Origin of the sequence: Delftia sp. 11MD (assembly GCF_050907895.1) — a bacterium.
Classification (GTDB): domain Bacteria; phylum Pseudomonadota; class Gammaproteobacteria; order Burkholderiales; family Burkholderiaceae_C; genus Comamonas; species Comamonas tsuruhatensis.
This window is the reverse complement of record NZ_CP194333.1, coordinates 2439446-2453061: the sequence shown is the minus strand read 5'-3', so window position 1 is coordinate 2453061 and position 13616 is coordinate 2439446. Positions and strand designations below refer to the sequence as shown.

General features: G+C 67.9%; 12 protein-coding genes. 3 read left to right on the top strand and 9 right to left on the bottom strand.

Annotation, left to right across the window (positions count from 1 at the left end):
* The first annotated feature begins 122 nt into the window (after positions 1-122).
* The 3 genes from ACRSCF_RS11075 (at position 123) to ACRSCF_RS11065 (ending at position 3741) form a co-directional block, all read left to right on the top strand.
* Positions 123-473: a hypothetical protein gene (locus tag ACRSCF_RS11075; RefSeq protein ID WP_126312084.1), complete on the top strand. Its 351-nt coding sequence runs from the start codon at positions 123-125 to the stop codon at positions 471-473.
* Positions 442-1848 (top strand): helix-turn-helix domain-containing protein, encoded by a 1407-nt coding sequence (locus ACRSCF_RS11070; protein WP_244388039.1) that lies wholly within the window; start codon positions 442-444, stop codon positions 1846-1848. Before ACRSCF_RS11075 ends, ACRSCF_RS11070 begins: the two co-directional genes overlap by 32 nt.
* A 93-nt stretch (positions 1849-1941) precedes the next feature.
* The gene (locus ACRSCF_RS11065; protein ID WP_034367622.1) at positions 1942-3741 is read left to right on the top strand and encodes a methyl-accepting chemotaxis protein; all 1800 of its coding nucleotides are present in this window, start codon (positions 1942-1944) and stop codon (positions 3739-3741) included.
* Between the two features lie 7 nt (positions 3742-3748).
* Here ACRSCF_RS11065 and ACRSCF_RS11060 read toward each other — a convergent pair whose 3' ends face one another.
* The 9 genes from ACRSCF_RS11060 to ACRSCF_RS11020 all read right to left on the bottom strand — a co-directional run bounded on the left by ACRSCF_RS11060 (position 3749) and on the right by ACRSCF_RS11020 (position 13517).
* Positions 3749-4546: an SDR family oxidoreductase gene (locus ACRSCF_RS11060; protein ID WP_154834033.1), complete on the bottom strand. Its 798-nt coding sequence runs from the start codon at positions 4544-4546 to the stop codon at positions 3749-3751.
* Position 4547: 1 nt separating this feature from the next.
* Positions 4548-5558: an ABC transporter substrate-binding protein gene (locus ACRSCF_RS11055; RefSeq protein ID WP_126312081.1), complete on the bottom strand. Its 1011-nt coding sequence runs from the start codon at positions 5556-5558 to the stop codon at positions 4548-4550.
* Positions 5559-5596: 38 nt separating this feature from the next.
* Positions 5597-6358 carry an ABC transporter permease gene (locus ACRSCF_RS11050; RefSeq protein ID WP_324623122.1) on the bottom strand — a complete coding sequence of 254 codons (762 nt, stop codon included), beginning with the start codon at positions 6356-6358 and terminating at the stop codon, positions 5597-5599.
* A complete protein-coding gene (locus tag ACRSCF_RS11045) occupies positions 6355-7140 on the bottom strand; it encodes an ABC transporter ATP-binding protein (RefSeq protein WP_016453238.1) in 786 nt (261 codons plus the stop codon). Before ACRSCF_RS11045 ends, ACRSCF_RS11050 begins: the two co-directional genes overlap by 4 nt.
* A gap of 1 nt (position 7141) precedes the next feature.
* Positions 7142-8629, bottom strand: a complete 1488-nt coding sequence (locus ACRSCF_RS11040; protein WP_244388036.1) for an acyl-CoA reductase — start codon at positions 8627-8629, stop codon at positions 7142-7144.
* Positions 8626-9744 carry a long-chain-fatty-acid--CoA ligase gene (locus ACRSCF_RS11035; protein WP_034367620.1) on the bottom strand — a complete coding sequence of 373 codons (1119 nt, stop codon included), beginning with the start codon at positions 9742-9744 and terminating at the stop codon, positions 8626-8628. Before ACRSCF_RS11035 ends, ACRSCF_RS11040 begins: the two co-directional genes overlap by 4 nt.
* Before the next feature lie 219 nt (positions 9745-9963).
* Entirely contained in the window at positions 9964-11013 is a 1050-nt protein-coding gene (locus ACRSCF_RS11030) for a DUF418 domain-containing protein (protein WP_244388035.1), read from the bottom strand.
* Complete coding sequence (locus ACRSCF_RS11025; protein WP_432675757.1) at positions 11010-11636, bottom strand: TetR/AcrR family transcriptional regulator; 627 nt, start codon at positions 11634-11636, stop codon at positions 11010-11012. Before ACRSCF_RS11025 ends, ACRSCF_RS11030 begins: the two co-directional genes overlap by 4 nt.
* A 51-nt stretch (positions 11637-11687) precedes the next feature.
* Positions 11688-13517, bottom strand: coding sequence for a CocE/NonD family hydrolase (locus ACRSCF_RS11020; protein ID WP_244388034.1), 1830 nt, complete (start codon positions 13515-13517; stop codon positions 11688-11690).
* Positions 13518-13616 lie beyond the last annotated feature (99 nt).

The following is a 13616-nucleotide window of genomic DNA, read 5'->3' as shown; positions in this document are numbered from 1 at the left end:
GGGCCGCTCGAAGGCCGCACGACCCCTCCCATGCGCCCAGCTCGTCCGACCGCCCGCCCTTGCCTGGCAGGTACCGGCCCAAACCCACCCCGCCCACATGCGGGCCGCATATCACTCGACTTGTGACAACCCTAGAAAACCCAGGGATTTTCTCGCGGGCCTTTGTGATTTTTCCCATCAGAAAAACCGAGCCGCATCAGCGAATTAAGTCAATGGAGCCGGAGAAAGTTTCGCAAAAAGACAAACGCCTGCGCAATCTGACAAGAGAAAGCTTTTCCAAATGTAAACAATTGTTTATTCAGCCTGTAAGATTCCTCCAGTCAATCAGTGTTTCCCATGGGACAGGCCTGCGCCACCCCACAGATGCATTCATCATGAAAATGCATCAATCGAGCAGGATCATTGATTTTTTCATGCAAGAATTCTTACTCAATCCATCTTTTGACGCACAACATCCACGGCCACCCAGATGAGAGCGCATCCAGATTGTGGAGAATAATATCCGACCATCACCAGCGACCTGATCAGGGAAACAATAAAATCAGCCGGGCCGAGCAATTGCTGCAGGCGTGCAAATGGCCGGAGCCGCCGATATATCCATCATTGGTACTCAGGCATATTCAGGAAGCGCAGGCGATTTTCGAATTGCACCGCATGCCTGACCGCGCGGTGTCGTCGCGCATCGCAGCGGCCTTCATCCATTGCCAGCTGGGTGAGGAGCGCAATGCCATTTCACTGGCCACGGCGGCCATGGCCAATCCCGCGCTGCTGCCGCCCGAGGCCCTGGTGCGCGCCACCTATGTGCTGGCGCTGGCGCATGGCCGGCTGGGCGAGCTCGATACCGCCCTGCAATTGATCGAAGGCAAGGACCATGATTTTGCGCAAATGGCGCCCGGAGACAGCCCCTGGCTGCCCGCCCTGATCACCTGGGCCAGGGCGCAAATCCTATGGAAGGTCTTTCTTTATAAAAACCACCAGGACCTGTGGTGCGGGCCGCCGCCCGATTCAGGCCTGGTCCAGCTGGGTGCCGCTGCGCCCGACAGCGTTGCCTTGCAGGACCTGCTGGGGAATGTGGGCCGCCAGCTGCCAGCGGGCCTGGCCTGGCCGTACAGCGAGCTGCTGCGGCTGTCGCTCAAGGGGCTGGAGTCGGGCCGGCGCGAGGCTGCCGCCGTGGTCCGCGCCATTGAGCGCATCGGCATCCACTACCAGGCCAAGAACCCGCCCATTGCAGGCTGGGCCTGGCTCAGCAGTGCGCTGGTGCATTGCAGCAAGCGCCAGTACGGACAGGCGCTGCAGGCCGCCGTACTGGCCAAGTCCACGGCGCAGACCTACCAGTTGGAGGGCCTGCACCGCAATGCGCTGGTCTATGAGTACCACATACAGGAAACGCAGGGCGATTTCGCGGGCGCACTGTCCACGCTGAAGGCGCTGAACATCATGCGACTCAAGAGCATGGCCATCAGTCCTTATCTGGAGAAATCACGATTCACGGCCATGGACGAGGCGCGGTTGCATGACCTGGAACCTGCCTATGTGAAACGTGCCCTTCAATACATAGAAGACAACCTGGACAAGAAACTGCTGGTGCAGTCCATTGCCGACCATTGCCGCGTCAGCCGCCGCACGCTGGAAGTTTCATTTCGCCATAGCCGATCATGCAGCATTGGTGAATATATAAGACAAAGCCGTATCCACCTGGCTGCGGAATCCTTGCTGACCACGGATCAAAGCATAGGACAGATTTCCTCCCGGCTTGGATATTCCTCCCTCTCCACATTTTCCAGGGATTTTTCCGGCCATTATGGGATACCGCCATCGGCCTGGGTTCGGCACCACCGGCTGACGTGATTTGAAAAATCCTGGAATGCATATGACGGGCGTGTATTCAGGCCCTACCGATCACCCGAAGCAACATGCAAAGTAGGACGCAAAGGAAGACGCATGAAATATCTGAAGAATATGAAAACGGGCTCCATGCTGGGTCTGGGTTTCTCGGTTCTCATCCTCATCGCGCTGTCGATTGCGCTGCTGGGCCGAGCGCGGCTGATCCAGGCCTCGGACGATGTCTCCTACCTGGCCGACACGCGCATCACCAGCCTGCTCAGGCTGGTGGAGGTCAAGAGCTCGGTGGAGTTCATCTTCCGCGGCGTGCGCAGTCTGGCGCTGATCGAAGACCCTGCGGAAAAGGCCCTGGCCAAGGCCACGCTGGACACGCAGCGCCAGAAGATAGGCCAGCTCATGGAGCAGTTCCGCGAGGGACTGACCACGCCGCAGGGCATCGCCCTGTACGACCGCATGAGGAATGCGCGCACCGCCTACCTGCCGCTGCTGGACCAGTTCATGGCCGCGGCCATGCGGCATGACCTGCCCACCGTCTCGGCCATGCTGGGCAGCAGCGGAGAGTTCCGCAAGCAGCAGGACGCGTTCTTTGCCGCCATCAACGACATGCTGGCCCACCAGCAGGTGCGTGCCACGGAAACGGCCCAGGCCACCGAAGGCAAATCGCTGGCCGCCGGCCGGCAGATGCTGTCGCTGGCCCTGGCCTCGCTGTTGCTGGGTGCGCTGGTGGCCTGGGCCATCACCCGCCGCATCAAGGGCCTGCTCGGTGGCGAGCCGGCCTACGCGGCCCAGGTCACGCAGGAAGTGGCCAAGGGCAACCTGGCGGTGAACGTGCAGCTGCGCCGGGGCGATACCACCAGCCTGCTGGCCAGCCTGGAGGCCATGCGCGCCAGCCTGGCCGGCATCGTCAGCCAGGTGCGCCACAGCAGCGAATCGATTGCCACGGGCGCCAGCCAGATCGCCTCGGGCAACGCCGACCTGAGCGCGCGCACGGAAGAGCAGGCCGCCAACCTGGAGGAAACGGCTGCCTCCATGGAGCAGATGACCGCCACCATTCAGCAGAACGTGGACACGGTGCGCAGTGCCTCGGGCCTGGCCCAGTCGGCCAGCGCCACGGCCGTGCACGGCGGCGAGGTGGTGCATGGCGTGGTCAGCACCATGGAGGACATCACGCACAGCTCGCGCAAGATCGGGGAAATCATCGGCGTGATCGACGCCATTGCGTTCCAGACCAACATCCTCGCGCTCAATGCCGCCGTGGAGGCCGCGCGTGCCGGGGAACAGGGCAAGGGCTTTGCGGTGGTCGCCTCGGAGGTGCGCTCCCTGGCCCAGCGCTGCGCCAATGCGGCCAAGGAGATCAAGGGCCTGATCAGCGAGAGCGTGGGCAAGGTCGCCGCCGGCTCCCGCCAGGTGGCCGAGGCCGGCAGCACCATGAACGACATCGTCACCCAGACGCACCGCGTGGCCGAACTGATCTCCGACATCGGTGCCGCCACGCAGGAGCAGTCCCAGGGCGTGACCCAGGTCAGCGACGCCGTGCAGCAGCTCGACCAGGTGACGCAGCACAACGCATCCCTGGTGGAAGAGTCCGCCGCCGCTGCCGACAGCCTGAACAAGCAGGCCGCGCAGCTGGTGCAGCTGGTCAGCGTATTCCGCCTGGATGAGAGCGATGCCCGGGCACAGGCCGTTTCCGCGCCGGTGGCAGCGGCCGGTCTGGCGCGCGCACAGACCGCCAGGCCGTCTCCAGCGCTGGCCCCTGCCGTGCCCCGCCCCGCCAAGCCCTTGCGCGCGGCAGCGGCTGCGGCCTCCAGCGCGCCTGTGGCGCTGCCCGCCAAGGCGGCAACACCCCGCCGCGCCACGGCGGCCGGAATGGCCGAGACCGATGAGTGGGAGCAGTTCTAGAACAGGCTCAGCGCATCACCAGGCCGCCATCGACGAACAGTACCTGTCCCGTCATGAAGCCGCTCAGTTCCGAGGCCAGGAACAGCACCGGCCCCGCCACGTCTTCGGGGCTTGCCAGACGGCGCAGCGGCGTGGCGGCCATCAGCGATTCGCGGAAGGACTCGCGCGTGTCCTGCGTGCCCTGCGTGGGATAGACCAGGCCCGGCGCCACGCAGTTGACGCGTATGCCCACGGGCCCCAGCTCGCTGGCCAGGTTGCGGCTGAAGGCCACCAGCGAGGCCTTGGCCGTGGTGTAGTCGTGGTAGGGCACGACGGGGTGCTCCACCAGGTTGCTGGCGATGTTGACGATGCTGCCCCGCGCACGCTGGCGCATCTGCGGCAGCACGGCGCGGCAGACGTTGAAGGCCGCGCCCACGGCACCGTCGTACTGGGCCTGGTAGTCGCTCCAGTCCAGGTCGTCGAAACGGCTGCGCCGCTCGGGATCGAAGGCATAGGGCCTGAAGGCGTTGTTGACCACGATGTCGATGGCGCCGGCCTCGCGCGCGATGGCCTCGGCCATGGCCTGGACGGCAGGCTGCGAGCCCACATCGGCCTTGATGGCCCAGGCATCGCCTCCGGCCTGCTTGCCCGCAGCCTGGCAGGCCGCCACGGTGCGGGCGGCGGCAGCGTCGTTGGACAGGTGGTTGACCGCCACGAGGGCGCCCTCGCGCGCGAAGGCGGTGGCAATGGCCGCGCCTATGCCGCGGCCGGCGCCGGTGACCAGCACCACCTTGCCTTGCAGTCCCAGGGAAGACGGCTGTGCCATCTCAGGCCCCGGGCAGCAGGCTGGTGTCCACCACGTCGGACACCTTGATCTGCCTTTGCACCATGCCCAGCGCGCGGTAGGCGTCGGCGCCCTTTTGCAGGGCGGCCAGGTCGAAGCTGCCCAGCGGCTTGCCGGCCTGCAGCGGCTGCGAAGACGCATTGCGCAGGCGGATCACGTCCAGGTTGATATCGCGCTGAGTGCCGTCGATGGCGTGCTTGCCGGCCAGCGTGGCGGCCTCATCGGGGTTGGCCATCATCCAGGCGGCGCTGTCGCGGTAGCCCTTGAGGAAGGCGCGCAGCAGGTCCTTCTTGTCGCGCAGCGTGTCCTCGCGCACCACGAACATGTCGCTGGAGATGTTGAGGTGGTCGCGCACCTGCATCACATCGACCTCGCCAATGCCTTTGCGCAGGCCCACGGCCAGGCCGGTGTCGGTGGCGGCCGTGGCATCGACCTGGCCCTGCATCAGCGGCGCGAAGTTGAGCAGGCCGGTGACGACGATGGTCACGTCCGACTCCTTGAGGCCGGCCTGGTGCAGCATCACCAGCAGGTTCTGGCGCGTGCCGCTGGACAGGCTGTAGACGCCGATCTTCTTGCCCTTGAGGTCCGCCGGCTTGCGGATGCCGGCCGACTTGAGCGAGACCACGTTGAACACGTTCTGCGGGTAGATGTCGTAGATGGCGACCAGCTTCTCGCCCTTGTCCAGCGCCATGAAGAAGGAGCCGGGGTCGGTGAAGGCCACATCGGCCTGGCCGCTGAGCATGTTGCGGATGGCGTCGCCGCCGCCCGCGCCGGGCAGGTAGGCCAGCTCCACGCCCTGGGCCTTGAAGAAGCCCTTGTCGGGCTCGGCCAGGATGTTGGTGATCTCGCTGATGGGCTTGCTCCAGCCCGCCAGGCGGATCTTGCCTTGCACAGGAGCGGCCAGGCAATTGCCGGCCAGCGCCAGGCCGGCAAAACCGGCAGAGGCGCCCAGCAGGCTGCGGCGGGTGAGGAAGGGGGATTGCGGTGTGTGCATGGCGCTTGGGGAAAAGGTTGCGGAAGTGTTCAGGACGGTCAGGCGGCGCGCGAGCGCAGCAGCCGGCGCTCCAGCACCAGGCAGGCCTGGTACAGCAGCAGGCCCATGGCGGCGATCAGCACCAGGGCGGCGAACATGAGGGTGGTGTCCATCATTCCCTGGGCGGCAATGACCACGGCGCCCAGGCCCCGGCTGGCGCCCATGAATTCGGCCACCACGGCGCCGACCAGGGCCAGCACCACGGCCACGCGCAGGCCCGCAAGAATGGCGGGCAGGCCCGTGGGCAGCTTCAGGCGCAGCAGCGTCTGCAGCCGCGTGGCGCCCAGCATGCGAAACAGCTGCAGCCGCTGGGCATCGACCTGGCGCAGGCCGGTCAAGGTGTTTTCCATCAGCGGGAAAAAGCAGATCAGCGTCGTGATCAGCACCGTGGGCAGCATGCCGAAGCCGAACCACAGCACGAACAGCGGCGCCAGCGCCAGCTTGGGCACGACCTGGCTGACCACCACGTAGGGCTTGAGCACACGCTCCAGCAGCTCGGATTCAGCCAGGGCCATGCCCGCCAGCAGGCCGATCGCGCTGCCGGCCGCCAGCCCCAGCAGCAGGGCCTGGAGCGTCGCCCAGATGTGCGGCCAGAAATAGCCCGTGGCCAGCCCCGTCCACAGCGATGCCGCAATGGCCGAGGGCGCCGGCAGCACCAGGGCGGACAGGCCCCATTGCCGCACCAGCAGCTCCCACAGGCCCAGCAGGACCAGCGCCAGCGCGGCGGCCAGCAGGCGGGCATGGAACAAGGACACCGTCATGCCGCCGTCCTGTCCAGGGCTGCGCGCACGCGGGCGCAGTGTTCGTTGAACGCCGGCCCGTGGCGCATGGCCTGGGTGCGCGGCGCGGGCAGATCGACTGCCATATCGGCCACGATGCGCCCGCCGTGCATGAGGGCGATGCGGTCTCCCAGGTAGACGGCCTCGTTGATGTCGTGGGTGACGAAGAGCACCGTGGTGCCGCGCTCGCGGCAGGTGCGCAGCAGGTCGTCCTGCAGCTCGGCGCGCGTGATGGCGTCCAGCGCGGCAAAGGGCTCGTCCAGCAGCAGCAGCGGCGGATCGAGGACCAGCGCCCGTGCCAGCGCCACGCGGCTTTGCTGCCCGCCCGAGAGATGGCGCGGATGGCGCTGCGCGTGGCTGGCCAGGCCCAGCTGCTCCAGCAGCGCCAGGGCGCGTTGTTCGTCCTGCGGCGCGGGGCGCCTTTGCAGCGACACGGGCAGCAGCACATTGCCCAGCGCCGTATGCCACTCCAGCAGCGTGGGCGCCTGGAACATGAAGCCCAGTTGCGGGCCGGGCTCGGCCAGCTCGGCGCCACGCAGCAGGATACGGCCCGACTGCGGCCTGAGCAGCCCCGCCGCCAGCTTCAGCAAGGTGGTCTTGCCGCAGCCGCTGCGGCCCAGCAGGCAGTGGACCTCACCGGCCTGCACGCGCCAGTCCACGCCGTCCACCACGGGCGGGCGGCCAGGGTAGGTGAAGACCACTTGCTCGACATCGAGAAACGCCATGGTTGCAGCCCCGTCCGTCCCCTCTTGCAGGTTCGCCATGTCAGTCCGCATACGGCGCAAACGGCTGCGCCGCCGCCTCGGCAGATTGCTCTATCTCGGTCATGCGCACCAGATCCAGCAGGTTGAAGCGGCCGTCATGGTGCCAGCCGGCCTCGGGCATGCTCATGGAGCCGATGGCGCTGATGCGCGTGACGCCGGCCGCGCCCAGCAGGCCGGCCAGGCGGTACAGCTGCTCGGGCGAGGCGGCAATGCCGGCCGTCTGCAGGTAGTCGCGCTGCGCGGCCACCACGGGCACGGCGTCATCCAGGCGGTCCACGCACACCACGGCAATCGTGCGGTACAGGGCCGTGGGCGCCAGCGGCTGCAGGCTGTCGCTGTACGCCACGCTCCAGGGCGCGTCCACCGGACCCAGCAGTTGCTGTTCGTCACCCGACCATTCCACGGACTGCTGCCAGCGGGCCACGGCGGCGCCCTCCTCCAGCTCCAACGGCCGGCGCGCAAAGCGCCGCTGCAGGTTGGCCAGCTCGGCCGCCAGGTAGTCGGCAAAGGCACGCGGCGGCACGGGGGCACCGCGCTCCACGTAGAAGACATGGGGCGAGTAGCAGCCCTGCTGGTCGTAGCGCATCACGTCCCAGGCCGCCAGCCGCGCCACGGCGGGCGCCTTGAGCGTGTCCAGCGCGGCAGCGCCCACCATGCCGAAGCCCAGCTTGTGGCCATGCGGCAGAAAGCGCGTGGTCACGGGCAGGCGCTGGCGCAGCGCCTGCAGCGTCTGGTTGCCGCCGTAGGCGAGCACGGTGTCGGCCTCGGCGTGGAGCGCGGCGGCGGCATCTCCATTCGCGCCCTCCGCCCCATCCACAGCCCCCGCACCGCTCCACCACACCACGGCCAGGCAATCGGCCAGCGGCGGATGCACCTCGGCCAGCAGCCGTGCGAACCAGCCCGCGAACAGCGGCTCGGCGCTGGCCAGCTTGCCAATGGCGGGCGCCTTGACCAGCAGGCCGCAGACCAGGCTCCACAGGGACAGCGCAGGCACATTGCCGGCCCAGCTGTGCATCAGCAGGTCGGGCCCGAAGGCGCGCACCGCGCCGCCCTTGGGCGCGGGCTGGAAGCCGTCCAGCACGGCCGGGTTGGCAAAGTCCTCGGCCACGAAGCGCCGCAGCTGCGCGGCGCGGAAGGTCTTGAAGAAGCCCGTCAGCCCCAGGCGCACCATGTCGGCGTCATAGCCGCTGACCACGGGCAGCCAGGCCTCGGCCTGGCGCCGATAGGGATCGCTGCGGTCCAGCAGGCGGGCAATGGCACGGTCGATGGCGTCGATGATCTCGGCCACGGGCATGGCCCTGAGATGGCGGTCGGCGGCACGGCGCACATGGGCTGCCAGCGCATGCATCTGCGGGCCGGTCAGCAGGGGCACGGAGACTTCCAGCCGCACGCCACCGCGTTCGAAGGGCAGCACATGCCACTGCACCTCGTCCTCGCGCAAACCAGGCAGTTCGGGCAGGTAGCCGGCCGTGATCCGCTCGATGTTCATGCAGCAGCGGCCTTCACGAATTCATCGACCGCCAGCGAGCAGCCCTTGGCCGCTGCGCCCTCGGCACGCCCCAGCAACAGGAAACCGCTGTTCTCGCCATGGCCGGCCCACAGGCCCACGTCCTCGGTGAGGATGGTGGTGACCGCGTTGTAGTTGGCCAGGTCGCAGTGCACGAGAATGCCGCGCTCGCCGGGCGCCACGCTGCGGCCGGTGACGGGCTCGACCAGGCGCGAGCGTATCCAGTGCGGCCCCGACTTGACCGAGGGCAGCGTGGCATTGCCGTCGTCATAGAACTGCGTGCTCAACTCGGTCATGCCGTACATGTTGATGCAGTGGCTGCGCGGCACGCCCAGCAGCCGGGACAGGTCGGCGTAGAAGTCCTCCAGCGGCAGCTCGCGCGACTGGCCCTTGTAGCCGCCCGTGTCCAGGATGCGGCTGCCCGGCGGCAGGCAAAAGCTGCGGCCCTGCTCGCGCAGCGCGTCCATCACATGCACCAGGCTGAAGCTGGCGCCCAGCAGCGCATAGGGGCGGCCGCTGCGCTCGGATTCCTCCAGCACGGCGCACAGGCCGGGCATGTCCAGGCCGTCGGGGGTGAGGAAGTAGCGGCTGTCGGGAGTGCCGAATTCCGTCTTGGCCAGCGCCAGGTAGTGGGCCAGCGAAGAGTTGGGCATGGCCTGCTCGTCGGGAAAGAGGATGCCCATGGGCAGGCGCTCGTGCCCGGCCATGAAGCGCTGCGCGAAGTTGCGCGTCATCGACTCATCGTAGACATCGAGCGCGGGATGGAAGTGGCGCCCGCGCGAAGACAGCCCCTTGGCCTGGCCCGTGGTGCCGCTGGTCATGAACACGCGCTCCGCGGGCGAGGCCGGCTCGCTGCGCAGTTCCATGGCCTTGAACGCATCGATGGGCACGGCGGGAATGTCGCTCCAGGTCTTCACATTGCGCAGCGTGGCGCCGCGCCGCTGGCAGAAGCTGCGAAACGGCGCATTCGATTCGTATTGGTAGGCGAACAGCCGCAGGGCCAGTGCATCGAACTGCTCGTCGGTGCAGCCGTCCATGGCGATGAATGCAAGCAGGTCTGCGACCAGAGAAGCCGCCTGGGGCCGGGCCTTGTCCATGGAATTCCTTCGAGAGCTGGGACGTGATGCTCCGAAGGCTCCCCCGGCCGTGGCGCATGGGCGGCCACGCAGGGGTGCAGGCTCTTCTTCCGCCGGAATGACCCGGTTCAAGTTCTCGGGTGTGGATCTCAGCACTGGCGTGCACCCCGGAGCGGAGGGCTATCTTACAGCAGGGTCGCCAACGCCGCAGGCCCGGGGCCATCGCCCTGCAAGACTGCGTCAGCCCAGTGCCGTCAGCCGCCGCATCACCCATTCCACGGGCCCCTGCGCCACCTTCTTGCTCCAGGCCCAGGCGGCCAGGCTGGCGATGATCACGTACAGCGCGGCGGCCACGGCCACTTCGCGCAGGCTGCGTGAGCCGTCCAGCGCGCCCATGGCCTCCAGCAGGCCCATGCCGATGAGGATGTGTGCCAGGTACAGGGTCAGCGTCATGCGCCCGGCCGGCAGCAGGCCACGCCACGGTCCAGCGGGCCAGCGGTCGGCCAGCCGCAGGCAGGCGCCTATGGCAATGCTGGCGCAGCCCAGGCCCATCAGCAGGTAGGCCGGGCCGGGCGGCATGGGGCCGGTGCCCAGCCAGGGCGCCCAAGCGCTGCGGGCCGCAAGCGCCGAGACGGCGCAGGCCAATCCCACCATCACGCCACCCGCAGCCACCAGACCCCATTGCACGCGCGGCTCGGCCAGCGGCAGGCGCGCCAGCAGCATGCCGCAGAGGAAGAACGCAAACCACGGCAGCACCGGATGGAAGCCGTTGAACAGCAGGTTGCGCGCAAAGCCGGCCGGCTCCCACAGGCCCTGGTAGGACAGGCTCGCCCAGTCCCAGCCCTGGCTGTAGTCCAGCTGCAGCAAGGCCCAGGCGGAGAGCACGGCCACGGCCGCCATGCCGGCCAGCAGCGCCCTTGCGCCGGCCTGCAGCCAGGCGATGGCCAGCACGAAGTAGACCGCGTAGTAGTGAATGATGTCGGCCGGAAAGATCACCAGGTTCATGCCACCGGCCACCAGCAGGAACAGCGCGCGGCGCAGTGTCCAGAGGCGCGCCGTGGCCGGCTCCAGCGAGCGCGTGGCCAGCACCAGGCCCAGTCCCGCCAGCACCACGAAGGTGGCCGAGGCCTTGCCCTCCAGAAAATGGAAGAACGACAGCAGCCAGCCAGGCTCCTGCAGCGCGGGATGCATGGCCTGCTTGAAGTTGACGAACACCATGCCTGCCAGCGCGAGGTAGCGCGCCAGGTCCAGCCCCGCCAGGCGGGCGCCCCTGCCGGTGGCATGCCTCATGTCGCGTCTCCCCGTGCCTCGCCTCCAAGAAGGCAGGCCAGCAAGGCGGGATGCAGCACATCGACCCCTTCATCCGCCCCCGCTTCTTCTTGCGGCGTCACCCCCAGCGCAAAGCGCAGCGCATCGCTTTCCACGGCATCCAGCAGCAGTTGCGCGGCCAGGCGCACGGGCACGGCGGGCCGCAAGAGGCCCTGCTGCGCCCCGCGCTCCATGAAGCCTGCCAGGCCGTCGAGCATGCACCTGCGGTTGGCCTCGAAGGCGGGCGCCAGGCCCGGCGAACGCGCGATCTCGGACAGGCACTCGGCGCTGAGCACGGCCCATTCCCGCTGCCGGCACAGCGCCTGGTAGGCGGCCAGGAATTGCGCCACCACCGGCAGCGAAGGGGCTGCGGCCCGCTCCAGCGCCTGAAGCAAGGGCAGCAGCTCGGTCTGCTCCTGCGTGGCGACCTCGGCAATCAAGGCCTCCTTGCCGTCGAAGTGGTTGTACAGGTTGCCCAGGCTCACCGAGGCGGCCTGCGCAATGTCGCGCATGCTGGTGCAGTGAAAGCCGCGCTCCACGAAGCACTGCAGGGCCGCCTGCACGATGAGGGCCCTGCGCTCGCTGATGTCTTCCTTCTTTTTCATGCCCCGAATGATGAACGAACGTTCATTCATAGTCAACACCGGGGCACGAAGTCACAGCGGCGGCAGGGGGCCCACGCCGGAAGGAACGGCCTCCTCGTTGGGCCTGCAGGGCTGGCGCAGCATGCGCCGGCAGTCCGGCAGCTGCCGCTCATGGGCATAGGCGATGTGGCCCAGCACGATCTTCGACGGCCGGCTGCGGTCCAGCCAGACGGTGTTGGTCGAAGGCGTGGACAGATGGTCGAAGGCCCAGTACCCGGTCTGCGAAGGCGTGTCCAGGGTCACGCGCAGGCTGGAGCCCGCGCGGAACACATGGGCGAATTTATGGATTTCCACGCGCATCAGCGTGGGCTCGCCGGGGCGCAGCGGGCGCACGGCGGCCTCGGTGAAATCGCCCCAGGGCCTCAAGGCGGTGGAGCGCTGGCCGTCCAGCGCGCGCATGGAGGCACGCAGCCAGCCGCGCTGCACGAACATCTCCTGGCCGTCGGGACGCACCTCCGAGACGGTGACCTGCACATCGGTGTCGCCGGCCGTGGCGCTGAGCCACAGGTCCAGCGAGGCCTCGCCATAAAAGCTCAGCGCGCGCGGCAGCGGGGCCGTGGTAAAGCGCAGCAGGCCCTGCCCGGCGGGACTGGCCATCCATTGGCCCGCGCCGGACTCGGTGTCCGCGTCGGGATGGTTGGCATCGGCGCCCGGCAGCGGGTAGCGGTAGCTGGCCGATTGGCGCTCGGCCTGCGGGGGCGCATCGCCCAGCCCGCCGCCCGGCTGCAGCCACAGCGTCATGGGCGTGACGCGCACGGGCAGCCGGTCAAAGCTGGCCACGGCCGAGGGGCGCAGCTGCCCATAGTCGCCCCCACCGTTCATCCACTGCATTTCCTGCGCCAGCAGCACGCGCGGCGTGTGCTCGAAGCCGTTGCTCTCGCCCTTGAGAAAGCGCGCGTAAAAGCGCTTCATGGTCTCGCGAATAAAGGGGGCGCTGTCGGTGTGATGGTCGCCGTTGGAGCTGATCAACCACATCTTGTCCGGGGCGATGCTGTCCTCGTAGTAGCCCATGCGGGTGCCCACCTGCTCGTCCTGCCAGGACTGGGTGCCCAGCGTGGGAATGTCGATGCGGTGCGTGGTGTACATGGCGCTCTTGCGCGCGTAGCGGGCGCCGAAGAAGCGGTCCTCGTCCAGCCAGCGCGCCATGTCCAGGTCGGGGCGCTGGATCTTGCGGATGTTGTCCTCCACGACCTGGGCGCATCCGGTATCGCCGTCCAGCGCCTTGGCGTCCTCGGCGGCCTTGCGCCATATCGCGGGGAACTGCCCCCACCAATTGGCGGGAAAGCCGATGTTCTGGATGCCGCCCGGATAGGCCACGTCGCGGTAGGGATCGGCCACGTTCTTGCCCGGCGCGATCGCCTTGAGGCTGGGCGGACGCTGGGCCGCCACCCACAGCTGGTCGTAGCCCGAGTATGAATAGCCCACCATGCCCACCTTGCCCGTGGACCACGCCTGGCGCGCAGCCCACTCCACCGCGTGCGCCCCGGCCGCGCCCACGGAGGCGTCGGCCCACTGGTTCTCGCCCGTGGAGCAGCCCGTGCCGGGCACGTTCAGGCCCATCACGGCATAGCCTTCCTTGGTCCATTCCTGGGTGGTCTGGTCGGTGACCGAGCCCGATCCGTAGCCGTCGTACTCCATCAGCACGGGAAACGGCCCCGGCCCCTTGGGAAAGACCACCGAATAGCGCATCTTGTTGCCGTCAGGCAGCTGGATGTAGCCCCAGATGCGCGGCCCGGGGTTGGTGCTGCCCGACGAGCCCCCGCCGCAGGCCGCAAGGCCCAGGGCAAGGGTGGCGATGCCGGCCGCGCCGAGCCACGCGCGGGAATGGCGAAAAGTCATCATGGATGGTCCTCCTGGTTGCTGATGCAGTCATGCCCGCAAGGGGGCAGGCCGCAATGTAGGACCGTCCGGACGCATGGCGCACGCGCAGGCTGAAGGGGG